Below are 23,288 nucleotides of genomic sequence, written 5' to 3'. Positions count from 1 at the left end.
ATTAACGCCATAGGGGGCGTTATGTCGAAATCACGCGGATATACCCGAGAACAACTAGACGAGTTTATTAGAAGGCACGGCACAAAATGGAATAACGGTGAACCGCCGGATAAGGATTTATGCCATGCGGCGGCGTGTGCTTTGCAGGACTTTCTTTATTTCGCAACAGACCTAAGAAAAGAGTTTGGGCTTGCCAAAAAGCGAGGGCAGCGCGGACGAAAGATAAAGCCGGAGCAAAACGGCTTTATTGTTAATGCGGTTGCTCGCTGGATCGTTGGCGCGGCTGGCTACACCGATACGGTTAACAAAATAGCGGAACTCGCCCAAGTCGATGACAGAACCGCAAAAGCCTACATGGTTGCAACCAAGCCAGCAGCCGAGAATCTCTTAAAACTACTCGAAGCTAACGTGTTGAAACAGGTGAAAAATAATCACTGATTTTTCACCACTGATCTTTTTTCGAAGAACCGCGATTCTGTCTCCATCAGCGCTGATTCACCCGCCGCAGTTAGCGCAAGCTGCGGCTATATCACCGTTTTGGAGACGATACATGACCGAAAAAACCGATACCCGCTGGGGCCTACCCGTGCAAGCTGCCCGTGGACCGCTGGGTAATATCTCGACGCCAACGCTCTACGAACTCATTAATTCCGGCACCCTAAAGACGTACAAGATCGGCACGCGGCGCTATACAACGCATGCGTATATCGCGGAGTGCATCCGCACGTTGACCGAGCGCACCATGAGCGGCGGCAAAAAACGGGGGACGGCATGAGGCCGGGGGGCACCCACGGCGCGGGCGGGCACCCGCGACCGGGGGGGAGTGGAAAAACCAGGCACGGCCATAGTAACGTGATTCCGTTCCCGCGCCAAGCCCGGCGGAAATACCCACCATACGCTAGCCGTGTCGCCTCAATCCGTCGTACAGCCGATGACCGCACTTTGACGCTGTTGACCGGATCGGGCGCGATGGACGAGGCCGAGTGTCGGTATCACGACGACTTGGGCCGGCTCGACGAGTTCGACAAAATCAAACCTCAAACCCTGTGGGCGGCGCTGCCGTTCGCTCGGAACCCGAGCGAGTACGACTGGGATTTTGCCCGAGGGCTGGACGTTGCGATCGTCACCTTTGGCCAGCCGGAAACGGACGTGAGTTTGCTGTATCTGGCCGGCTTGGTGCTGGCCGCAGGCGCGGCGCATGTAGTCGTCCGACTGGCCGCGCGAGTTGAGATTCTGCGGCGCGATGACGGGGGGGCAGTATGGCGGATGCACTGATACCACCGGGCGACCGGATCGAATTATGCGATCTGTCCAAGCTGGCGACGGATATCCCGCAGCCTAACTTGATTTCGGCTGTAGACCTATCGGCAAAAGAGTTCAGGCCGGTCAAATGGGTAGTGCCTGGACTCTTGCCGGCGGGCGCAACCCTGTTCGCTGGCGCGCCGAAGACCGGGAAGAGCTGGCTAGCGCTCGATCTAGGCATCGCGTGTGCTTATGGCGGGCGCGTACTTGGCAAGGTCGAGGTAGACCCCGGCGACGTGCTTTATTTGGCGCTCGAAGACAATCAGCGACGACTCAAGAATCGGCTGACCAAGCGATTGCAGGGCGCACCGGCACCGGACAGCCTGACCTTCGCGACGGAATGGCCGCGACTCGACCAAGGCGCTGTGCCGAGGCTTGCCGAGTGGCTGGACCAAGCGCCAAGCCCGCGATTGGTCGTTATCGACACCTTGGCGCGGATTCGTCCGCCAACGAATGCCAAGGACTCGCTCTATCAGTCCGATTACGCCATAGGCGCACCGCTCTTAAAGTTGGCCGCTGACCATGACATTGCCGTGATACTGGTGCACCACACCCGGAAGGGCGAGGCCGATGACCCGCTTGAAATGATTTCTGGCTCTACAGGGCTGACCGGTGGCATGGACAACGTTATGGTGCTGAAGCGGCAGCGCGGCACGAATGAGGCTGTGCTGTTCGTCACGGGTCGCGATATCGAGCACGAAACCGAATACGGGCTGACCTGGGACCACCACACCGCCGGCTGGACCATTACCGGCGAGGGGCCGCATGTCGGCTTGAGCCCGGAACGGCGGGCGATATTCGACATCATCGCCAAACATGGGCCAATCAAGGGGCGAGACATCGCGTCGGCGCTTCACCCCGGCGTTGCCATTAACCGAGATTCAAAAGAATGGAGAGCTACAAGAAAGCTGCTACAGAAGATTGTAGAAGTTGGATTGATTGCTGATACAGGTAATGGATTTGTAATGTTAAGTAGTGGTTCCACAGGTTCCACTAGTTCCACAGGTTCCACTAGTTCCACAGGTTCCACACACAAATGTGGAACCGTTATTAGTGAGTGTGGAACCGGTATACAGATAAGCGGTTCCACGCTGGAGGCCACGCTTGGCGCGGCTTACGGCGATTGTGGAACCGGTGGAACCGGTGGAACCGGTGGAGGATTCGACCTATGACGGCGGCAACGATCCTTTTGCGCTGCCGAGACTTCGGCATTCCGTTATCCGTGAATGGCGACCGGCTGCACGTTGGCGTCGAGTCCGACCGGATACCGGCTGACCTGCTGGCCGAACTCAAGGCGTACAAAACCGAACTGGTGGCGCTTTTGGCGAACCCTTGGGCACCCGGCGGCGAGTATTACGAGCGCATTCGTTCCGGCTGGCGATTGTCGCGAACGCCGGACGGCTATGTCTGGCTGGAGCCTGGGACATGGGAGGGTGCGGCATGACCAAGGTAATTGACTTGGATCAATACCGTGTGCACCGTCTGCGGCGCGAGGATATCGACCCATATTTTTCGATTCCTGCCGAAGTCCGAGACTATAAGCTCGATCACATTCTGGTGGACGAACGGCTTGACGCCATGCCTTGCAGGGGTGGCGTTGTCATTTTTGTCGAGAACCTGGGCGCGAGTCTTGCGAAGGAAGACGCTGAAAAGCTGGCGTATCAGATACTCGAATGGTGCGATAGATCGGGGGCAGCATGACCCTACCCCACGTGCACGGCACCCACACGCGCGGGGGGAGGGATTTGCCAATTGTGTACGCCCCCCCACAATTGAAACGGCACCCACACGCGCGTGTGGGAGGGGCGGAGATCAAATGGTCCGGCAAATTTTCCGGACCACGGCACCCACACGCGCGAGGGAGGGGCGATTGGGAAACAAGCGGCAAATTTGCCGCTTGAACGGCACCCACGCGCGCGAGGGAGGGGCGATCATATCGGTCGGCAAATTTTCCGACCGATAACGGCACCCACACACGCGCGGGGATAGGGCCATTCAGTTCCTCACAAGGCGCAGACCGCGACCGCACGCACTCCTTCGAAATCAGAAACCGTAACAAAGTTAGGAAATCCTTATGAACACCGAGCACACCTTGACCGACTTACCCGAAGAACAGCTTATCCTCCTGGCGCACCAGGCGCTTTTAGAACTGGCACAGCGCGGACTTCGGACGTTACCGCTACCCGAGCAAGCGCGTATTTCCGAGCGGCTTTCCCGAGGCCACACGTTGCGCTGTGGATGGGATTTCGGCAACGCCGCGGGAGCGTTTTACACTGCTTCTGGGAATGAACGGCACCACGTCATGAGCGTCGGGCTTGGCGAATCCGCCGCACCGCCTGGAATGCCGCTGAACTGACCGCCACGGTGAATAAAAAAGCACTGCTTTTTTAAGCAGTGGTATAATTGGCCTAAGCCGGATGCGCGATCCGGCGGGCTCTCCGACAGCCGGTCGACGCACCGGCTTTTTTCTGGGGAGCAACTAAACACTGTTCAATTACTGGAGAGTCACATGACTATGAATTCCCTAGCCGGCATTCAACGCCGGATGCTCGAAATCTGCCCCGTCGCCGTTGTCGGCAATGCGCCGAACTATTCCCGCTGGAATGCTGAATCCTTGCAGGACCGTTTGATCGATTTGAACGACCAGGCAAACGCGATTCGCAGCCAAGCACAGCGCGAGGGCCGTGATTTGACCGAATCCGAAGCGGCGGACGTGGACCGCATCATTGCCGATTTCGAAGCGGTCGAGAATGAACTCGGTTCGCGTGGCAGTGCTGGCCGGAAGACCGCACCGGGCGCACCGACCGGCGGCGGCATCGTGCAGCGCACCAGCATCGAGGACATGATTCGTCCGAACGCGGCGCAGACCATCGCGGCGATGTTCCCGCGAGACACCCACGGTTTCAGGAACCTGGCCGAGTTCATGGCGGCGCTGGCGTCGGAACGGGGCGACTCCCGTTTGCGCGTAGGCCCGCCGATCCATGCGGCGGGCATGACCGAAGGCACCGGCTCAAGCGGCGGCTTTCTGGTTCCGCCTCAATTCTTGGCCGAAATTCTGGGGCCGGCATTCGTGGAAAGCGGCATTCTAAGCCGCGTGTCCGTGGTCCCGATGACCAGTTCGGCGGTCACGGTTGCCGGCTACAATAACACCGATTCCCATGCGGGCGGCGCGATTGGCGGTTTGACCATGGAATGGGCGGGCGAAGGTCAACAGCTGTCCAGCCAAACCGGAAAGGTTCGGGCCGTCACCATGCAGGCCAAAAAGGGCGCGGTCATGGTGGAAGTCACCAACGAGCTCTTGTTCGATTCGCCTGCGGCATCTATCCAGCTTCGCGAGATCATGAGCGCGGCGGCGCGGTTCGGGCTGGAAGCGGCGATCTTGACCGGGAACGGCGTGGGCCGTCCGTTGGGCCTTCTGAACGACAATGCCAAGATCGTGATTGGCAAGGAAACGAGCCAAGCGGCGGATACGATCAACTATCAGAACATCATCAAGATGGTTGCCCGGATCCACCCGAGCTTACTGCCTGGGGCTGTTTGGGTGGCGAACCCGAACACCTTGACGCAGCTCTTGAACATTCAGAGGCCTATCAAGAACGTTGCGGGGGCTGAGAACGTCGGCGGCGATATCTTGCCGGTTTTTCAAACGGGCGTGGGCGGCACCTTTAGCCTGCTCGGGTTGCCGTTGGTCTTCTCGGAAGCCTTGCCGGTACTCGGCGATGCGGGAGACTTGGTGCTAGCCAGTTTCAGTGAGTATCAACTTGGTATGCGGATGGATGCTCGAATCGATGTGTCGACGGAGCTCAAGTTCGATTACGACAAAAGCGTCTTCCGGCTGATTCTCCGGGCCGATGGCTTGAGCCGCTGGGATCAGGCGTTGCAGCCGATGAACGGCGATACGTTGACCTGGGCGACGATGCTCGAAGAACGGGCCGGTTAACAAGTTCGCCTCGGGTTGGCGCATACGTGCGGACTCCGGCACGTGTCACCACGGTCGACGAGGCAAACGGGCCGCTGTCTTTTCCAGAGGGACAGCGGCTTTTTTTTGGCTTGGCCGCCGCCGAGGGGGGGCGTTTCATTCCTTGGCGGAATCGAAACCTAGAACGGGCGGCTCGTCATTTTTTTACGAACGCGAAATTGGCTAAAAACTCATAGCGGAGAAACCCTATGTCATCCTGCCTCAAATGCGGTTCACCGATCGATCACACTCCCGGCACCAATGGCCGACCGCCGAGCTACTGCGGGGAAGCCTGCCGGCGCTTGGCGGAATACGAAATCCGGCGAATCAATCGGCGGCTTGAGCAACTGGAAGCGAGTCTATCGAACTTGAGGATCAATGGATTCGACCATTTCATGGAGAAAACCCAAGCCGAAATAGCGCTGCAAGAAGCGCGGCTTAGGGCGTTGATCGAGGGGGCAGGCGACGATGGCAGCCGTTGAGCCGTTACAAGTCGATTGGGAAGCCTTCGCACAGGAAAGGGCAACTATCAGGGCGATATTGAGCGGACCGTGTCCATGCGACGGGTGCGGCAATCGCTGGTTTTGCAGCACAAATGCCGCGTGTCATGTGTTCTCGCGTTGGGTGAAAACCGGCAAGATCGAGGACGGCGACCGGACGCCGACGCGAGAACGCTGGCACCGGATTTTTCGTGGCTCGGACGATTAAGCCGCGCGTGGCGTCGGGAGAACTCCGTAAAGACTTCACGCCAACGGAGCGGGTGGCGATTGCGAAGGCGATTGAGGAGGAGATCGGGAATCGGCAGGGGAAGAGAACGGATTTAGAACTTCGGGTCGAACGACCCGAAGTTAAAGACAAACGTCCTCGTGAGGTCGCCGCCGGGAAAGCCGGTTTCGGGAGCGGCGCACAGTATCAACGGGCCAAGCATGGCGTTGAGATTGGCACGGGGCATGTATAGTGGAAAACATGAGGTAATACACCATGGCAACAGCCGGAACATTACTTGTTGATATCGGGGCCAACGTCGCCCGTCTGCAATCCGACATGCGGCGCGTTGAAGGCACCATGCATTCAAGCTTCGGGAAGATCGAAGCCCGCGCCAAACAGATGAGCCGGTTGGTATCCGGATCCATCACGGGCTTTATTGCCGGATTCGGCATCAAGGAATTCGTCGGCACGCTGGCCGAGTTCGACAAGCTCAACGCGAGTTTGAAGACCGTCACCGGCTCGATTGAAGCGGCGGGCAGGGCCGGCGAGATGCTAAGGCGGTTTTCCGCTCAGACGCCGTTCGAACTCAACGAAGTGACTGCGGCATTCATCCGGCTTAAATCGCTTGGGCTGGATGCTTCGGAAGAGGCGTTGCGCTCGATGGGCAACACGGCGTCGGCAATGAGCAAGCCGTTGATGCAGTTCATCGAAGCCGTGGCCGATGCCGCGACGGGCGAATTCGAGCGGCTGAAAGAGTTCGGCATCAAGGCCAGCAAGGAAGGCGAACGGGTCACATTCACATTCCAAGGAATGCGGACCACGATCCGGAACGATAGCGCGGCAATTCAAAAGTACCTGCTGGACCTGGGCAATACCCAGTTCGCGAGCGGTATGAAGGACCAGATGGACACCATCGGCGGCGCGGCGTCGAACATGAAGGACGCCTTCGCTAATCTGGTCGATTTTATCGGCAATCTCGGGATCAGGGACGCGATCAAGAGCAGTTTCTCGGGCGTGGCCGAGTACATCAACGCGATTACTCAGCAAATGAACGAGGCCTTCGGGAGCGGGCTAGATCGGGACATTGCCGTGACGTTGCGGCGGATCGATGAGGTCAAGAGCAAGATGGAGAATGCCCGTTCGATTGCATCCGCGACGGGGGGCTTGATGGGCACCGGGGCGGTCGAGGAATCGGCGCGGCAGCTGGACGCCTTGAACTACCGGCTGGAGATCCTGCAAAAGCAAAAGTCGGAGCTGGCCAAGCCGGTCAATATCGCGCCTCCCAAGATCGAAGCATTTCAGGCGACCACGGCGAAGGTTCACGAGGACATGCGGAAAGTCAAAGCGACTGGCGTTGAAATCACCAGTGTCTTTGAAGAGTGGTACGACAAGATTGGCCAGTTTCGGGACGGTATCGGCGGCGTGAATGGGATGCTGGAACAAACCAAGGTGAACGCCGACGAGTTGACCGACGTTTTCGAGGAACTGCGCAACAAGCGGCTGGACGAGGAAGTGATTAACCCCAAGGCGCTTGATGAGACCACCAAAAGCACCGACAAGCTTGACAGCGCGGCGCGGGAACTGGGGCTGACCTTTCAGAGCGCCTTCGAAGACTCGGTTGTGGAAGGCAAGAAGTTCAAGGATGTTTTGAAGGGGATTGAGCAAGACCTGATCCGGATTGCTACCCGAAAGTTTGTCACCGAGCCGTTTATTGATCTCTTGGACGAGTTCATGGGGGGCGGCCAACCGGACAACAACCAACCCAACAAACCCAACAAACAAAAACCGTCTGGCGGCTCGACCGATTGGCTTTACAAAATCGGCGACGTGAGCGGTCAGGCGTGGGACTGGCTGGCAAGCTTTTTCCATAATGGCGGCGTGGTCGGTAGCACTCCCACCTTTTCGCGGCCTATTCCGGCGCTGGCGTTTGCAGGGGCCCCCCGCTATCACTCGGGCGGCATCGCGGGGCTTAGACCTGACGAAGTACCGGCGATCCTCCAGAAAGGCGAGGTCGTGTTACCGCGTGGTGCTGGCGTCAAGAACGGCGGCGGCGGCGGCGTTGATATCCAGATTATCGACCAGCGCGGCTCGGGCGCACCCGTCGAGGCGCAACGCCAGACCGGGCCGGATGGCCGGGAACAAATCAAGCTGTTCGTCCGCGACGAGGTGAAAAGTCTGATCGCGAGCGGCTATCTGGATAAGTCCATGTCGGCAGCCTACGGGGCCAGACGTACGGGCGTCACCCGGTAGACATGGAAAAGCCCGGCGGTTCATCGCCGGGCTTATTTTTCACTTACTGTTCACTTAAGCTGTTCTTAGATATAGATTAAGTGTTTGATTTATTTGCCGTTCTATGTAGTTCAACCATGCCGTGTGAAGGCAGTGCTCTCCCGCTGAGCTAACCGCCCGCCGGTCGATCGGTTCCTTGAAAAGATCACAATTTTCGCCGCGGCTGTCAATGCCCGGTAGGGCGTGTCTAAGCCGTTAAAGAAGCTCTGATTAAGTCCTTCGACAGGCCTGTCCTGAGCCGAGTCGAAGGGGCATGAACGGAATCCGCTTGTTCGGAGCTTCCTTAACGGCCCTTTCCAAGAAGGTTCGATCGTTCCACGCGGTTTTGATAGACTCCGCGCTTTTTTGTTCCGAGCCATGAGACGTCTTGCTTTACTGCCCCTGATCTTCTCCGCGGTGCTTGCCGCTTGTACCGGTGTTCCCCGTGGCGGCAGCCCTGAATATCCCGCGCTGCGCGCCGATAAGACGGCCATCCCGCCGACCGAGATTCACCGCGAAGGAAACCTGCTCCGCCTCGACTACGAAGGCTTCACGGTATGGATCGACTGCGAGAAGCGCGGCGCGGTGAAATTCCGCTACAACGCCCAGCGCGACGACGGCAGCGAGCCTCGCGCCGACCACTTCAAGATTGATCCCTACGTGCCGAAGGAATGCCAGCAAACCAGCGCGAAGGGTTACGGCCACGGCTACGACCGCGGGCACCAGGTTCCGGCCAACCATCTCGATACTTCGGCGGTAGCGATCCGGCAGAGCAACTACATGACCAATATCCTGCCGCAGACTTCCCAGATGAATCGCGGTGCATGGAAGCTCACCGAGGAAATCGTCGAGTGCTATCGGGATATCGACGAGCTATTGGTGATCGGCGGGGTGATCTGGGGACACAATCCCGCCGACGACTATTTCGTGAAATCTCACGGCGTGAAAACGCCCGACGCTTTTTGGAAGGTGATCGTGCGCGGGGACGGCCGGGCTATCGCGTGGATCGTGCCGAACACGAAGGATGCGGTCGAAAAGGAACTCGACCGCTATCTCGTGACCGTTGCCGATGTCGAACGCCTGACCCGAGAGAAATTGCCGGTTGCCGGCGACGCACGGACCACGAAGCCGAAAGGGTCATGGGTAGTACCGATCGGGTGCGACAAGGGGTAGGGCGTCCACGGTGCGGCTCATTATATTTCGTCAGCTCCCATGCTCCCGCTTGGGAGCTATATCGGGAAGCTCTGGCTTCCCGAAACCGGACGCGCGCTGAGAAGCAGGAGCTTCTCAAGACGGGTTCCCAAACGGGAGTTTGGGAACCAGCACACCAGATGGATTTCTGGGATTCCTTCGTTGTCCCGGCTTACTTTTGCGACACCCTGCCGTGTGCCGATTGTTATGCCATTCACTTTTTATTGACGCCTTCCCGTTTATCGATTAACCTGCCGACCGCTTCAGGTGTCCCGGCGAGCTCTACGGCCGGGATTAAACGGGAAGCCGGTGCGTTCCTGACTCATGAGGAACAAGGCCGGCGCTGCCCCCGCAACGGTAAGCGAGTTGAGGAACAGCACAATGCCACTGCGCTTTTAGAGCGCGGGAAGGCGCTGTTCCGGGGAGGACCCCCGCTCGCGAGCCCGGAGACCGGCCTGAAGCCAGGTCGGCATCGCGGAGGGCGACGCCTGGATGGCCTTTACCTAGGACAGGACTTATGCATTCAGCTCCTTCTCCAGACGGGAGGGGGAACTCTAAGCGCTTCCGGTAAATCCTGTAGAAATACATCCTTGTATTTCACCCCGCAGGGCAAGCCTCCGGTCGTTCGATCGGCCTCCCGGACTAATGCGTCCGCGGCTTCCTCCGTGTGCTTTGCGCAATCCTATCCCGCGCGGGTGTGCTCGGGGGAAGTCATCGAACATGAAAATCGAAAACCGCTGCCTAGAGGCGGCATTGCTGTTTTTTTGTCTGCCGTCGGTCCGTGCCGACGATGCCTATCTTTCCCGGCTCGAAACCGTTACCGTTACCGCTACTCGAACGGAGCGGAGCGTCGAGGAATCGCTGGCCTCGGTCACCGTCATCGACCGCGACGAAATCGAGCGCCGGCAGGCGCAGTCCGTGCAGGAGGTCCTGCGTGGCGTGCCCGGCCTGTCGATCGCCAACAACGGCGGTCTGGGAAAGTCCACTTCGGTGTTCCTGCGCGGAACCAAATCCGGTCATGTGCTGGTACTGATAGACGGCGTCCGCGCCGGATCGGCCACTACCGGAATCACGGCCTTCCAGGACATCCCCATCGACCAGATCGAACGCATCGAGATCGTCCGTGGGCCGCGCTCCAGCCTGTATGGCTCGGAGGCGATCGGCGGGGTGATCCAGATCTTCACCCGCAAGGGCGGCGAGGGTTTCAAGCCTTACCTGAGCTTCGGCGCGGGCAGCCATTCGATGTACAAGGCTACCGGCGGCGTATCCGGGGGCAACGACCGGGCGTGGTACAGCCTGAACGGTTCGCGTTTGGAAACGCGCGGCTTCAACGCATGCGCCGGGCGGCCTTTCAGCTTGGGCGGCGGGGGCTGCTTCACCCGTCAGCCCGACGACGACGGCTATCGCAACACTTCGGGCAGCGCTCGCGCCGGCTACCGCTTCGACAACGGCCTGGAAATCGAGGGCAATCTGTTGCACGCGGAAGGCGAGAACGAGTTCGACGGCAATTTGCAGAACCGCTCGACCTTCGTGCAGCAAATGGTGGGCGGCCGCCTGAAATATTCGCCGTTTGAATTCTGGACCACGAGCCTCAGGGCAGGCCGCACCCTGGACGAGTCGGACAACTTCAGGGATCGGCGGTTCAGCAGCACTTTCGACACTCAGCGGGTCAACGTCACCTGGCAGAACGATTTCGCGTTGGCCGAGGGGCACCTTTTGACTCTGGGGCTGGACTACTACAACGATCAGGTCGACAGCACGACCGACTATGCCGTGGATTCGCGCGACGACAAGGCCGGTTTTGCCCAGTACCAGCTGACCTTGGGCGGATTCGACGCGGTATTGGGTACGCGCGTCGACGATAACGAACAGTTCGGCGTCTATCCCACCGGCAATGTGGCCTTGGGCTATGGCTTCGACAACGGCATTCGCCTAAGCGCGTCCTGGGGCAAGGCCTTCAAGGCGCCCACCTTCAACGAACTTTATTTCCCCGGTTTCGGCAATCCGATGCTCGAGCCGGAAACCTCGGAGAGCTGGGAAGTCGGAATCAGCGGACAGCACTGGGACGTGGCCTGGGCGCTCAACGGCTATCACACGGAGATCGACGACATGATCGCCACCGTGTGCGGCCAGGTGAGCTGCTTCGCCGAAAACCTGGACCGGGCGCGCATACTCGGCCTCGAAGCCCAGGCCTCGACTCGGCTGTGGGGCTTCGACATCGCGGCCAATTTGAGCCTGATCGATCCCGAAAATCTGTCCGAAGGAGCCAATAATGGCAATCGGCTGCCGCGCCGCGCGCAGACCATGTTCCGGTTCGACCTGGACCGCTCGGTCGGTCCGGTTCGGGTCGGAACGACCGTTTACGGCGAGGGCCGCCGTTTCGACGATGTGGCCAACACCCAGCGGCTGGCCGGTTACGTGACGGTCGATCTGCGCGCCAGCGTGGGTCTGTATCGGGGCTTGTCTCTGGAGGGGCGGGTGGCTAATCTGTTGAACAAGCAGTATCAGACTGCCCGTTTTTTCTATCAGGACGACTTGAATTTCTTCCTGACCGTGCGCTACGCGCCGGATGCCTTGTAATTTCAGCTTTGTAGGGCGGATTAGGCGGTACCCTGCCTTAATCCGCCATTTTCCGGGATCGGCGGGTTACGCGAGGGAGCCTGTCCTGAGCCTGTCGAAGGGCTAACCCGCCCTACATTCCGGGAGCGACTTTTACGACATCCTCGTCGGGGATGAGCGCCCGGCACAACTAACTACAACCATGGAGATCCGACATGCATGACACGACATCGAAGAACGTTTGGTCTATCGCCCTGGGGCTGGCCGTACTCATGGCCGCTACCCGCAGCCACCATTTCGCGAGCATCACTCATTTGCCCGACGCGTCGTGGGCGGTCTTCTTCCTCGCCGGTTTCTATCTGCGCTCGGTCTGGGCTTTCCCGGCCTTGCTCGGGCTGGCTGTGGTCAGCGATTACGTGGCCATTACTTGGTTGGGCGTCAGCGATTTCTGCGTCAGCCCGGCCTACGGATTCCTTTTGCCGGCCTACGCCACATTGTGGCTGGCGGGCCGCTGGTACGCGCGCGGTTACCATTTCCGGTTCTCCACCCTGCCGTTGCTGGCCTTGGCTCTGGTGACCGGTGCCGCAATCTGCGAACTCCTGACCAGCGGCGGTTTTTACTTCTTCTCCGGGCGTTTTGAGGAAACCAGCTTCGCCGAATTCGGCGCACGGCTGGCCCGATACTTCCCGCATGCGCTGGAAGGCATTGCGCTGTACATCACGGCGGCAATCCTGGTTCATCTGGCCTTCGGCTTGGCCAGACCTGGGCGGTCCGCTGAAGACGACGGACGTCAGGCGCACTGACGCAGGTCCCCCATGTCGGATTCGTCGCGAGAGGAACGCCACCGCCGGCGGATGGCGCGCAAGAAGGCGGTCGTCGACAGCGCCATCGCACTAGCCACGCTGGACAAGGGCCTGCTGTTGGTCCTCACCGGCAACGGCAAGGGCAAGTCCTCTTCCGCGTTCGGCATGGTCGCCCGCGCTCTGGGGCACGGCATGAAGGTGGGCGTGTGCCAGTTCATCAAGGGCCGTTCGGATACCGGGGAAGAGGCCTTCTTCCGGCGGCAACCGGACGTGGAATGGCGGGTGCTGGGCGAGGGTTTTACCTGGGAGACGCAGGACCTCGAACGGGATACCGCCGTCGCCCGCGAGGGCTGGGAAACAGCCCGCGCCATGCTCACCGATCCGGGTTATGGACTCGTGGTTCTGGATGAACTCACCTATCCCCTGAAATACGGTTATCTGGACATCGAGAGGGTGCTGATGGATCTTGCTGCGCGCCCGCCCATGCAGCACGTGGTGGTTACCGGGCGCGGCGCGCCGCAAGGGCTGATCGACGCCGCGGACACCGTGACCGAGATGCGCGATGTCAAGCATGCCTATGGGGCCGGCGTGCGGGCGCAAGCCGGCATCGATCTCTAATGACGGAATACCAATGACGGAACATCGCTACCCGGACGACGACCGTGTCGCGATTTACCGGGTCATCCGGGAACGGCGCGACACCCGCCATTTCCGCCCCGGCGCGATCGATCCGGCGGTATTGCAGCGGCTGCTCGAAGCCGCTCGCTTCGCTCCCTCCGTGGGTTACATGCAGCCCTGGCGATTCATACGCATCACCGATCCGTCGCTTCGCCGCGCCATCCATGCTTTGGTAAGGGCGGAATGCGAAGAGACCGCCGCGGCCTGCGGCGAGCGGGCGGAAGAGGTGCTGCGCCTGAAGCTCGAAGGCATCCTGGAGTGCGGCGAACTGCTGGTCGCAGCGCTGACCGAGGGACGCGAACGTTATATTCTGGGCCGGCGCACGCTGCCGGAGATGGATTTGTGTTCGGTCGCCTGCGCCATTCAGAACCTGTGGCTCGCCGCTCGCGCGGAAGGGCTGGGGATGGGCTGGGTCTCGCTGTTCGAACCGGACGAATTGGCCCAATTGCTGAATCTGCCGGAGGGCGCCCGGCCGGTGGCGGTGCTCTGCCTGGGGCATGTGGACGCCTTCTATCCGGAACCCTTGCTGGAAACGGTAGGCTGGGACACGCGCCGCCCGGCGGAAGAGACCGTTTTCGAGAACGGCTGGGGCCGACCCGCGAAGCTGCCTAAGAGGGTGTGTGAGAAGCGTAGCGAGCGGCCCGAGGGCAAGGAGCCCGGAGCGCAGAAACCGGAGTGTACGAGTGGTACATGAGGACTTCGAGCACCGCGCGACGCCGCCATCGGGTCGCGCAGTAGCTTCTCACACACCCTCTAAGCCATGAGCCGCTGTCCCGCTCTCTTGATCTCCGCGCCCGCCTCGGGCCAGGGCAAGACCACCGTCACGGCGGGTCTCGCCCGGCTGTACGCCCGCCAGGGCCGAAGGGTACGGGTGTTCAAGACCGGGCCCGACTTCCTCGACCCGATGGTGTTGGAGAAGGCAAGCGGCGCGCCGGTTTATAACCTCGACCTATGGATGTGCGGCGAATCTCATTGCCGCCGCCTATTGCACGAAGCGGCCGGCGATGCCGATCTGATCCTGGTCGAAGGCGTGATGGGGCTTTACGACGGCACGCCCTCCAGCGCCGATCTCGCGGCTTTGTTCGGCATTCCCGTCCTGGCGGTGATCGACGCTTCCGCGATGGCCCAGACCTTCGCCGCCGTTGCCCACGGTCTTTCCACGTTTAACAAGGATCTGCCGTTCTCGGGCGTGCTGGCCAACCGGGTCGGCAGCGAGGGGCATGCGGAGCTGTTGCGCGCCGGCTTGCCCGATCCTGCCGTCTGGCGCGGGGCCTTGCTGCGCGAGGCGGATTTCTCGTTGCCGGAGCGCCACCTGGGCCTCCACCCTGCGGAAGAAATCGCCGACCTCGAAGCCCGTATCGACGCCGTGGCCGATGCGCTGGAAGGTACGCCGCTGGCCGAATTGCCGCCGCCGGCGGAGTTCTCGTCGATCGAATCCGAAGTTCCGATCGGCCCGCTGGCAGGCGTGACGATCGCGGTGGCGCGCGATGCCGCTTTCTGCTTTCTCTATCCGGCCAATCTCGATACCTTGCGCGCCCTGGGCGCGAACCTGGCGTTCTTTTCGCCGCTGGCGGATAGCGCTTTGCCCGAAGCCGATGCCGTCTGGCTGCCGGGCGGCTACCCGGAACTGCACCTCGACCGGCTGGCCGCCAACCGGGCCATGAAGGAAGCGCTGCGCAGCCACCATTCGGCGGGCAAGCCCATCCTCGCCGAATGCGGGGGCCTTTTGTATCTCCTGGAAACGCTTGCCGATTCCCAAGGGTATCAGGCCGAGATGGCAGGGCTGCTGCCCGGCCGCTCCGTCATGCAGACGCGGCTGGCCAATCTGGGGCTGCACGGGCTGGAGCTGCCTGAAGGTAGCCTGCGCGGTCATACCTTTCATCATGCCCGGGCGGAGGTGGATCTCGCGCCCTTTGCCAACACCTTTGCCGCGAAGGGCCACGGCCAGCCCGAAGCCGTTTACCGGGACAGGCGCTTGATGGCTTCCTTTTTGCATCTTTACTTTCCATCGAATCCCGCCGCCGTGGCGGCTCTTTTTGCGCCATGAACCCGAAACTGCTGCCGGAACGCATCGTCTGCCTGACCGAGGAAACCACGGAGACGCTCTATTTATTGGGCGAGGAACACCGCATCGTCGGCATTTCCGGGTTTACCGTGCGGCCGCCGCGAGCGCGCAAGGAAAAGCCCAAGGTCTCCGCCTTCACCAGTGCCAAAATCGACAAGATCTTGGATTTGCAGCCCGATTTGGTGCTGGGCTTTTCCAATCTGCAGGCGGACATCGCCCGCGATCTCATCAAGGCGGGCATAACGGTGCACGTATTCAACCACCGTTCGGTGGACGGGATTCTCGCCATGATCCGCACGCTGGGCGCACTGGTGGGGGTTGAGGACAAGGCGCGGGCCTTGATCGATAGCCTTAGCGCGCATATGGAAACCGTACGCCGTGGCGCCGAGTCGCTGCCGGTCCGCCCCAGAGTCTATTTCGAGGAATGGGACCAGCCTCTGATCTCCGGCATTCTTTGGGTGTCCGAACTCATCGCGCTGGCCGGCGGAGAGAACGTCTTCGCCGAATTCGCCGCCCAGCCGCTCGCCGGCGGCCGCATCATCCAAGATCCGCACGAAGTGGTCCGGCGCGCGCCGGACATCATCGTCGGCTCCTGGTGCGGGAAGAAATTCCGGCCCGAGCAGGTCGCTGCACGCGCCGGCTGGGAGACAATTCCCGCAGTGCGCGACGGGGAACTCCACGAAATCAAATCCAGCGATATCCTTCAGCCAGGTCCCGCGGCATTGACCGACGGGCTGGACCAACTGGCCGGCATCGTCCGGCGCTGGGCGGAGAATCGGGCATGACCGCGATCCTGGCCGTGGCCGCCGTGCTGCTGGACAGTCTGCTGGGCGAACCCCGCCGTTTTCACCCCCTGGTGGGCTTCGGACAGTTGGCGGAAGCGCTGGAAGCCCGGTGGAATTCCTCGCTGGGACGGCAGGGAATCCGTGCACGATTTTTGGGCGTCATCGCGGTTTTGCTGCTGATGGCTCCGCCTACGGTGCTCGCGGTCTGGCTGGCTTCTATTCCGATGTTTGGCGCGGTGTTCGGCGTTTTGGCGCTGTACGCGGCATTGGGCCTCAGGAGTCTCGGCGAACACGCGGGGGCTGTGCAGGATGCGCTCGCGGCCGGCGATTTGGCCGAGGCGCGGCGTAGGGTAGGGTATATGGTGAGCCGCGACACCGGCGACATGAAATCCGGCGATGTCGCGCGGGCCGCCGTCGAATCTGTGCTGGAGAACGGCAACGACGCGGTGTTCGGCGCGCTGTTCTGGTTCGCTCTGGCCGGCGCGCCCGGCGCGGTGCTGTACCGGCTGGCGAATACCCTGGATGCCATGTGGGGCTACAAGAGCGAACGCTTTTTTTACTTCGGCTGGGCGGCGGCGCGGCTGGACGATGCGCTGAATTATGTTCCGGCGAGGCTGGCGGCGCTGACCTATGCACTCTTGGGCGATGCTCGGCAGGCTTTGTATTGCTGGCGCACGCAGGCCGGTGGATGGGACAGCCCCAACGCCGGGCCGGTGATGGCGTCGGGCGCGGGGGCTTTGCGGCTCGCGCTCGGCGGGCCTGCCCGTTATCGTGGCGAGTGGCATGCACGGCCAGCCTTGGGATACGGATATCCGCCCGGCGCGGCGGACATTCCCCATGCCGTGGCCCTGGTCCGGCGCGGAGCACGGCTGTGGCTGGCCTTGTTTTTTACGGGAGGATTGTTCGGTGCTTGAACACGGCGGTCGTTTGCGTGCGGCGGCTACGCGTTATGGTATTCCCCTGTCCGACTGGCTGGACCTATCCACCGGCGTCAATCCCGCCGGGTGGCCCGTGCCCACGGTTCCGGCCGAGGTTTGGGTGCGCCTTCCGGAAGACGATGACGGACTGGAGAGAGCCGCTTCGGCCTATTATGGCTGCGACAGTATTTTTCCCGTGGCGGGCTCCCAAGCGGCGATTCAGGCGCTGCCGGCGCTGCTCCATGCTCAGCGGGTGGGCGTCATCCACCCCGGTTATGCCGAACACGCCCATGCCTGGCGCCGCGCCGGCCACAAGGTGGTCGGGGTTGCGCCGGAAACCATCGCCCGCGGTCCCGGTTCCACGCCCTGGGACGTGCTGGTGGCGATCAATCCCAATAATCCGACCGGCCATCGTTTCGCGCCGGAAATACTTCTGGCTTGGCAGGAGAGGCTCGCCGCGCGCGGCGGCTGGCTGGTGGTTGACGAAGCCTATATGGACCCTACGCCCGAATTCGGTCTCGCTGCCTACTGTCCGCGCCCGGGGCTCATCGTGCTGCGTTCCCTGGGCAAATTCTTCGGGCTGGCCGGCATCCGGGTGGGCTTCGTGCTGGCGGAACCGGAGCTGCTCGAACGCTTGGCGGCCCTGCTCGGTCCGTGGACGGTGGCCGGCCCCTCGCGCTGGGTGGCTCGGGAGGCGTTGGCGGATAGCCGCTGGCAGGAAGCCGCCCGGCAACGGTTGCCCGAAAACGCCCGCCAGCTGGCGGATCTATTGGCCGCCGGCGGCCTCAAGTCCGCCGGCGGCTGCGCCTTGTTTCAATGGTGTCCCGGTGTCAAAGCGGCTCGACGTCAGGAGGCGTTGGCCCGGCAAGGCATTCTGACCCGGCGGTTCGCCAATCCTCCGGGCTTGCGTTTGGGGCTGCCGGGGAGCGCCTCGGCCTCGGAGCGCCTGGCGATGGCCTTGCTCGCGAGATGAATCGAATGAGCGAGGAAACACGCCGCCAGGCGTGTCCTGCTTGCCTGGCCGTGCACCCGACGCTGGGGCAACACCGTTACGGCGGCCGACCGCTGCCCTGCCTGATTTGGCGCTTCGGCTCGCACCGACAGGCGATTTCCTCGGCGGTGTCCGGCGGCGGCTTATCGGTTGTGGGGTGGATACTGAACGCGCAAGTGCCATCCGATTACCGCCGGACCGATCCCGCCGCCCACGTGGCCGAGATCGCCGCCGCCTGCGGCCTTGCCGGCTCCGGTGCCGGATTGCTCACCGCCTGCGATGTGCGCGGCTATCGGCGAGCGAGCGATGGCGAGGTCGCCGCCGACGCCACCGTGGGCATCGCTCAGCCGATATGGGCGGCGGCCGATACGCCGTCGGGCGATTACCGGCCGGGTACCATCAACCTGGTTGTGCAATTGCCGGTTCGCTTGAGCGAGGCCGCCCTGGTCAATGCCGTCGCCACGGCGGCCGAAGCCAAGGCGCAGGCGCTGTGGCAGGCGCGCGTGCCGGGGACCGGCACGGCCACCGACGCGGTGTGCGTGCTCTGTCGGTCGGACGGCCCGGCGGAATCCTTCGCCGGACCGCGTTCGGTGTGGGGCGGCAGGCTGGCGCGGGCAGTGTACGCGGCGGTGCTGGCCGGCCTGGAGGTGGATCTATGACGGCCCGAACGCTGATGGTTCAGGGCACCACGTCCGACGCCGGCAAGAGCACGCTGGTCGCCGCCCTGTGCCGCTTGTTGGCCAGGCGCGGCGTGAGAGTCGCGCCGTTCAAGCCGCAGAATATGGCGCTGAACAGCGCCGTCACCGAGGACGGAGGCGAGATAGGCCGCGCCCAGGCGGTACAGGCTCGGGCGGCGGGACTGAAACCTCACACCGATATGAATCCGGTGCTCCTGAAACCCAACACCGATACGGGCGCCCAGGTCGTCGTGCAGGGCAGGGCGATCGGCAATCTGGACGCTCAGGACTACCATGCCTATAAGCGCATCGCCCGCCGCGCGGTGCTGGAGTCCCACGGAAGGCTCGCGGCCCGGTTCGATGCCATCGTCGCGGAAGGCGCGGGCTCGCCGGCAGAAATCAATCTGCGGGAAGGCGACATCGCGAACATGGGTTTCGCGGAAGCCGTGGACTGCCCGGTGATTCTGATCGCCGACATCGACCGGGGTGGCGTGTTCGCCCATCTGGTCGGCACTCTTGCGCTCTTGTCGGAAAGCGAACGGGCACGGGTGGCCGGCTTCGTCATCAACCGCTTCCGCGGCGACATCGCTCTGCTGCAACCGGGGCTGGACTGGCTGGAGCGGGAGACCGGCAAGCCGGTTTTGGGCGTACTGCCTTATCTCCACGGTCTGCATCTGGAGGCGGAAGATGCGATCGAATCCGGACAGAGAGGCGCGAGCACCGGAGCTCTGCGGGTGGTCGTTCCGGTCACGCCGCGGATCAGCAACCACACCGATTTCGATCCGCTGCGCCTGCATATGCAGGTCGACCTTCGCTTCGTATATCCGAGCGAGGCGCCACCTCCCGCGGACCTCGTGATCCTGCCCGGCTCCAAGAGCGTGCGCGCCGACCTATCGTTCCTGCGTACAACCGGCTGGGAGGCTTATCTTCGGCGCCATCTGCGCTATGGCGGTAAACTGCTCGGCATTTGCGGCGGTTTTCAAATGCTCGGACAAGAGATTCACGATCCTTTGGGCCTGGAAGGCGAGACAGGTTCCTGTGCCGGTTTCGGCTGGCTGGACCTGTGCACGGTGCTGGAGCCGGAAAAGCAGCTCCGCAACGTACGAGGCGAATTGACGCTGGAGAACGCGCCGGTGACGGGTTACGAAATTCATGCCGGCGTGACGAAAGGACCGGTGCTGGAACGCCCTTTCGCCCGGCTGACGGACAGAAACGACGGCGCGTGCTCGGCGGATGGGCAGATCATGGGGACCTATCTGCACGGATTGTTCGAGTCGAACGCCGCGACCGATGCCATTCTCCGCTGGGCCGGGCTGGCCGAGCCGGAAACCCCGGATTACGCCGCTATTCGGGAAGCGGAAATCGACCGTCTGGCGGATGCCGTAGGCGCCCACCTGGACATGAATGCGATCGATCGGATGTTGGACCTGAACCGGCAGGGAGTATACGCGTGAAGGAATTGATTCTGGGCGGGGTTCGCTCCGGGAAAAGCCGATTGGCGGAAAAGCGGGCGGTGGACAGCGGCCTGGCCGTGACCTATATCGCTACGGCACGAGTCGGCGACGAGGGCATGCGGCAACGGGTGGAAGACCATCGGCGGCGGCGCCCGCCCGATTGGGACCTGGTCGAAGAGCCGCTGGAATTGGCCGTAGCCTTGGGCGCCCGCGCGGCGGAAGGGCGCTGCCTGATCGTCGATTGTCTCACCCTATGGCTGACCCAGCTCTTGTGCGAGACCGACGCGGCGAGGCTTGCACGCGAGCGGGACGCTTTGATCGAAGCACTGCCCGGTCTACCGGGACACATCATTCTGATCGGCAACGAAACCAATATGGGCGTGCTGCCGCCGGGGGAACTGAGCCGCCGCTATTGCGACGAGGCCGGCCTGTTGCATCAGGCATTGGCGGGTGTCTGCGACCGGGTGATTCTGACCGTGGCGGGTCTTCCATGGGTGTTGAAGGGGGAAAAACTGTGACCGGGGACATTGCATGGCTGAAAGGACCGGTGGCTCAACCCGACGAGGAAGCCGCGCGCATGGCCGCGGAACGTCAGTCGATGCTCATCAAGCCGCCGGGCGCGCTGGGACGGCTAGAAGCGCTGGCGATCCGGCTCGCCGCCTGGCAGGGAACGTCCAAGCCTTCCGCCGATCGGGCGCGTATCGTCCTGTTCGCCGGGGATCACGGCGTGGCGGAGGAGGGCGTATCGGCCTTTCCCCAGTCGGTCACGGCGGCCATGGTGCGCCAGTTCGCACAGGGCGGCGCGGCGGTGAGCGTGCTCGCCCGCACGCTCGGCGCGGATCTGGAGTTGATCGACATGGGCACGGTCGAGAATGCGGGTCCCGTAACCGGCGTGCTGGACCTCCGTCTCGGGCCGGGCACCGCGAATTTCGTGCGCGGCCCGGCCATGACCGAACGCCAGTTGGCGCAGGCTCTCCGCGCGGGCCGTGATGCCGCCGAGCGCGCCCGCTCGGGCGGGGTTCAAATCTTCATCGGCGGCGAGATGGGCATAGGCAACACCACCGCCGCCGCCGCGCTGGCCTCGGCCCTGCTCGGCGAGACGGCCGAAGCGCTGGCGGGTCCCGGTGCGGGGCTGGGCACGGAAGGCGTGCGGCACAAAGCCGAGGTGATTCGCCGGGCGCTCGCTCTGCATGGTCCGTATCTGGGCGATCCGCTGGAGGCTTTGCGCCGGCTCGGCGGTTTCGAAATCGCCGCTCTCGCCGGGGCCTTCGTCGCCTGCGCGCAGCAAGGTCTGCCGGTGCTGGTGGACGGGTTCATCTGCACGGCGGCGGCCCTGGCCGCGGAACGGTTGTGTCCGGGAGCCGCCGGCTGGTTTCTGTACGCCCACGCTTCGGCGGAACCGGGGCATAAACGGATTCTGACGGCCCTGGACGGGAAGCCCTTGCTGGATTTGGGAATGCGCCTCGGCGAAGGCAGCGGAGCCGCCGCAGCGCTGCCCTTGCTGCGCCTGGCCTGCGCCCTGCACTCGGGTATGGTGACTTTCGAAGAGGCGGGGATTGCGGGCAAATCGCCGTGAGTGATGGTGTCGTTCATATCGACCTTCTGCGCCACGGCGAAACCGTGGGTGGCACGCGGTTTCGCGGCAGCCTGGACGATCCGCTCACCGACGAGGGTATCCGGCAGATGGAATGCGCCGTGGCCAACGCGGGACCCTGGGATGAGATCGTCACCTCGCCTTTGTCGCGCTGTGCCGCATTCGCCGCAAGCCTGGCCCAAAGATTGAGCATTCCTCTGGAAATCGACGAACGGCTCAGGGAGATCCATTTCGGCGACTGGGAAGGGCGCAGCTATGCCGAGCTGATGGCCACGGCACCGCTCGCGCTGACCCGTTTTCTCGGCGATCCCCTCCGGCACCCGCCGCCTGGTGCGGAGTCGGTGGAGGCATTCCGGGAGCGGACGCTCGATGCTCTTTGGGACCGGCTGACGGCGCACAACCTGGGTCGCCGTCTGCTGCTCGTCACCCATGGCGGTGTGATCCGCGTGATGCTCTGTCATGCGCGGCAATGGCCGCTCGCCCGTTTGCTCGAAATCGACGTGCCGCACGCCTCGCTGCATAGCCTCTGCGGGAGCGGGCAGCGTTGCGAGGAGGTGCGTCCATGAGCGAACTCAGACCCCTTTTGATCGCTCTTCAGTTCCTGACCCGGCTGCCGGTGCGTCTGGATGCGCCGCCGGATGGTTCGGCGCTGGGTCGTTCGCTGCTGTTTTATCCCCTGGTCGGCTTGGGTCTGGGATTGACGCTCGCGGTATTGGCCCAGTTCTTGAGCGAGGTCGGCGGCTGGCTGCCCGCGGCGATCATGCTGACGGTGTGGGTGGCCTTGACCGGAGCCCTGCATCTGGATGGACTCGCGGATAGCGCCGACGCCTGGGCTGGAGGCTTCGGCGACCGGGAGCGCACCCTCGCGATCATGAAAGACCCGCGCAGCGGCCCGGTCGCCGTGGTCGTGGTGGTGCTGGTTCTCCTCCTTAAGGCTGCCGCGCTGGAATCCGTCATGGCCCGGCACGACTGGACAGCCCTCGCGCTGGCGCCGGTGCTGGGTCGCGCCGCACCGCTGCTGCTGTTTCTCAGCACGCCGTATGTACGCCCCGGCGGTCTCGGCTCCGAGCTGGCGCGGCATCTGCCGCGCCGGGGCGGCACACTGGTGTTGTCCGCGACCCTCGCCGGCATCCTACTGGCTGTCGGCGTACGCGGTACCTGGCCTTTGCTTGCAACCGGCGCCTTGTTTTGCTGGCTGCGGCTGTCGATGATCCGGCGCGTCGGCGGAACTACCGGGGACACCGCCGGAGCGACGATAGAACTCACCGAATGCGCGGTTCTGGTCGGCCTGGCTCTGGCCGGTGGTTAGGGGCGCATAGCGACCGGCGAACGCACCGG

25 protein-coding genes and 1 riboswitch are annotated in these 23,288 nt (G+C 62.6%); all 25 genes read left to right on the top strand.

Translation table 11 applies throughout. The features are described from left to right. The first annotated feature begins 21 nt into the window (after positions 1-21). The 25 genes from B2A78_RS17935 (at position 22) to B2A78_RS17810 (ending at position 23,259) form a co-directional block, all read left to right on the top strand. Positions 22-438 carry a hypothetical protein gene (locus tag B2A78_RS17935; protein WP_143735211.1) on the top strand — a complete coding sequence of 139 codons (417 nt, stop codon included), beginning with the start codon at positions 22-24 and terminating at the stop codon, positions 436-438. Between the two features lie 112 nt (positions 439-550). Beyond that, positions 551-775, top strand: a complete 225-nt coding sequence (locus tag B2A78_RS17930) for a DNA-binding protein (RefSeq protein WP_077731390.1) — start codon at positions 551-553, stop codon at positions 773-775. A gap of 167 nt (positions 776-942) precedes the next feature. Then, entirely contained in the window at positions 943-1,275 is a 333-nt protein-coding gene (locus B2A78_RS17925; protein ID WP_077731389.1) for a hypothetical protein, read from the top strand. Further along, entirely contained in the window at positions 1,260-2,474 is a 1,215-nt protein-coding gene (locus tag B2A78_RS17920; RefSeq protein WP_077731388.1) for an AAA family ATPase, read from the top strand. The genes B2A78_RS17925 and B2A78_RS17920 overlap by 16 nt, the downstream gene beginning before the upstream one ends. Next, a complete protein-coding gene (locus tag B2A78_RS17915) occupies positions 2,471-2,746 on the top strand; it encodes a hypothetical protein (RefSeq protein ID WP_077731387.1) in 276 nt (91 codons plus the stop codon). The genes B2A78_RS17920 and B2A78_RS17915 overlap by 4 nt, the downstream gene beginning before the upstream one ends. Further along, complete coding sequence (locus B2A78_RS17910; RefSeq protein WP_077731385.1) at positions 2,743-3,003, top strand: hypothetical protein; 261 nt, start codon at positions 2,743-2,745, stop codon at positions 3,001-3,003. The genes B2A78_RS17915 and B2A78_RS17910 overlap by 4 nt, the downstream gene beginning before the upstream one ends. A gap of 373 nt (positions 3,004-3,376) precedes the next feature. After that, a complete protein-coding gene (locus B2A78_RS17905) occupies positions 3,377-3,658 on the top strand; it encodes a hypothetical protein (RefSeq protein ID WP_077731384.1) in 282 nt (93 codons plus the stop codon). A gap of 153 nt (positions 3,659-3,811) precedes the next feature. Beyond that, positions 3,812-5,242, top strand: a complete 1,431-nt coding sequence (locus B2A78_RS17900) for a phage major capsid protein (RefSeq protein ID WP_077731383.1) — start codon at positions 3,812-3,814, stop codon at positions 5,240-5,242. A 227-nt stretch (positions 5,243-5,469) separates the two neighbouring features. After that, a complete protein-coding gene (locus B2A78_RS17895) occupies positions 5,470-5,742 on the top strand; it encodes a hypothetical protein (RefSeq protein ID WP_077731382.1) in 273 nt (90 codons plus the stop codon). Between the two features lie 499 nt (positions 5,743-6,241). Further along, positions 6,242-8,218 carry a tape measure protein gene (locus B2A78_RS17885; RefSeq protein WP_077731380.1) on the top strand — a complete coding sequence of 659 codons (1,977 nt, stop codon included), beginning with the start codon at positions 6,242-6,244 and terminating at the stop codon, positions 8,216-8,218. A 396-nt stretch (positions 8,219-8,614) separates the two neighbouring features. Further along, positions 8,615-9,409, top strand: a complete 795-nt coding sequence (locus B2A78_RS17880) for a DNA/RNA non-specific endonuclease (protein ID WP_077731379.1) — start codon at positions 8,615-8,617, stop codon at positions 9,407-9,409. Between the two features lie 266 nt (positions 9,410-9,675). Continuing rightward, positions 9,676-9,901: riboswitch (cobalamin riboswitch) on the top strand. Positions 9,902-10,147: 246 nt separating this feature from the next. Further along, positions 10,148-12,007 carry a TonB-dependent vitamin B12 receptor gene (btuB, locus tag B2A78_RS17875; protein WP_077731378.1) on the top strand — a complete coding sequence of 620 codons (1,860 nt, stop codon included), beginning with the start codon at positions 10,148-10,150 and terminating at the stop codon, positions 12,005-12,007. Between the two features lie 194 nt (positions 12,008-12,201). Then, on the top strand, positions 12,202-12,789 hold the full coding sequence (locus tag B2A78_RS17870; RefSeq protein ID WP_077731377.1) for a hypothetical protein: 588 nt from the start codon (positions 12,202-12,204) through the stop codon (positions 12,787-12,789). 12 nt (positions 12,790-12,801) lie between these two features. After that, entirely contained in the window at positions 12,802-13,407 is a 606-nt protein-coding gene (cobO, locus tag B2A78_RS17865; RefSeq protein WP_077731376.1) for a cob(I)yrinic acid a,c-diamide adenosyltransferase, read from the top strand. Positions 13,408-13,420: 13 nt separating this feature from the next. Then, positions 13,421-14,161 carry a 5,6-dimethylbenzimidazole synthase gene (gene bluB, locus B2A78_RS17860; RefSeq protein WP_077731375.1) on the top strand — a complete coding sequence of 247 codons (741 nt, stop codon included), beginning with the start codon at positions 13,421-13,423 and terminating at the stop codon, positions 14,159-14,161. Between the two features lie 66 nt (positions 14,162-14,227). Further along, complete coding sequence (locus B2A78_RS17855) at positions 14,228-15,514, top strand: cobyrinate a,c-diamide synthase (RefSeq protein WP_077731374.1); 1,287 nt, start codon at positions 14,228-14,230, stop codon at positions 15,512-15,514. Further along, the gene (locus B2A78_RS17850; RefSeq protein WP_077731373.1) at positions 15,511-16,317 is read left to right on the top strand and encodes a cobalamin-binding protein; all 807 of its coding nucleotides are present in this window, start codon (positions 15,511-15,513) and stop codon (positions 16,315-16,317) included. The genes B2A78_RS17855 and B2A78_RS17850 overlap by 4 nt, the downstream gene beginning before the upstream one ends. Further along, a complete protein-coding gene (gene cbiB, locus B2A78_RS17845) occupies positions 16,314-17,231 on the top strand; it encodes an adenosylcobinamide-phosphate synthase CbiB (RefSeq protein ID WP_077731372.1) in 918 nt (305 codons plus the stop codon). Before B2A78_RS17850 ends, cbiB begins: the two co-directional genes overlap by 4 nt. Beyond that, positions 17,224-18,207, top strand: a complete 984-nt coding sequence (cobD, locus tag B2A78_RS17840; RefSeq protein WP_205780820.1) for a threonine-phosphate decarboxylase CobD — start codon at positions 17,224-17,226, stop codon at positions 18,205-18,207. Before cbiB ends, cobD begins: the two co-directional genes overlap by 8 nt. After that, positions 18,204-18,884 (top strand): adenosylcobinamide amidohydrolase, encoded by a 681-nt coding sequence (locus B2A78_RS17835; protein ID WP_205780819.1) that lies wholly within the window; start codon positions 18,204-18,206, stop codon positions 18,882-18,884. The genes cobD and B2A78_RS17835 overlap by 4 nt, the downstream gene beginning before the upstream one ends. Further along, on the top strand, positions 18,881-20,356 hold the full coding sequence (locus B2A78_RS17830; RefSeq protein ID WP_077731369.1) for a cobyric acid synthase: 1,476 nt from the start codon (positions 18,881-18,883) through the stop codon (positions 20,354-20,356). Before B2A78_RS17835 ends, B2A78_RS17830 begins: the two co-directional genes overlap by 4 nt. Beyond that, positions 20,353-20,874, top strand: a complete 522-nt coding sequence (cobU, locus tag B2A78_RS17825) for a bifunctional adenosylcobinamide kinase/adenosylcobinamide-phosphate guanylyltransferase (protein ID WP_077731368.1) — start codon at positions 20,353-20,355, stop codon at positions 20,872-20,874. The genes B2A78_RS17830 and cobU overlap by 4 nt, the downstream gene beginning before the upstream one ends. Next, positions 20,871-21,932, top strand: coding sequence for a nicotinate-nucleotide--dimethylbenzimidazole phosphoribosyltransferase (gene cobT / locus B2A78_RS17820; protein WP_077731367.1), 1,062 nt, complete (start codon positions 20,871-20,873; stop codon positions 21,930-21,932). Before cobU ends, cobT begins: the two co-directional genes overlap by 4 nt. Beyond that, the gene (cobC, locus tag B2A78_RS17815; protein ID WP_077731366.1) at positions 21,929-22,516 is read left to right on the top strand and encodes an alpha-ribazole phosphatase family protein; all 588 of its coding nucleotides are present in this window, start codon (positions 21,929-21,931) and stop codon (positions 22,514-22,516) included. Before cobT ends, cobC begins: the two co-directional genes overlap by 4 nt. Beyond that, complete coding sequence (locus B2A78_RS17810) at positions 22,513-23,259, top strand: adenosylcobinamide-GDP ribazoletransferase (protein ID WP_077731365.1); 747 nt, start codon at positions 22,513-22,515, stop codon at positions 23,257-23,259. Before cobC ends, B2A78_RS17810 begins: the two co-directional genes overlap by 4 nt. The last annotated feature ends 29 nt before the right edge of the window (positions 23,260-23,288 follow it).

This window comes from Methylocaldum sp. 14B (assembly GCF_002005105.1).
Classification (GTDB): Bacteria; Pseudomonadota; Gammaproteobacteria; order Methylococcales; family Methylococcaceae; genus Methylocaldum.
The sequence above is the reverse complement of the archived record's forward strand: the minus strand, read 5'-3'. Positions and strand labels throughout refer to the sequence as shown.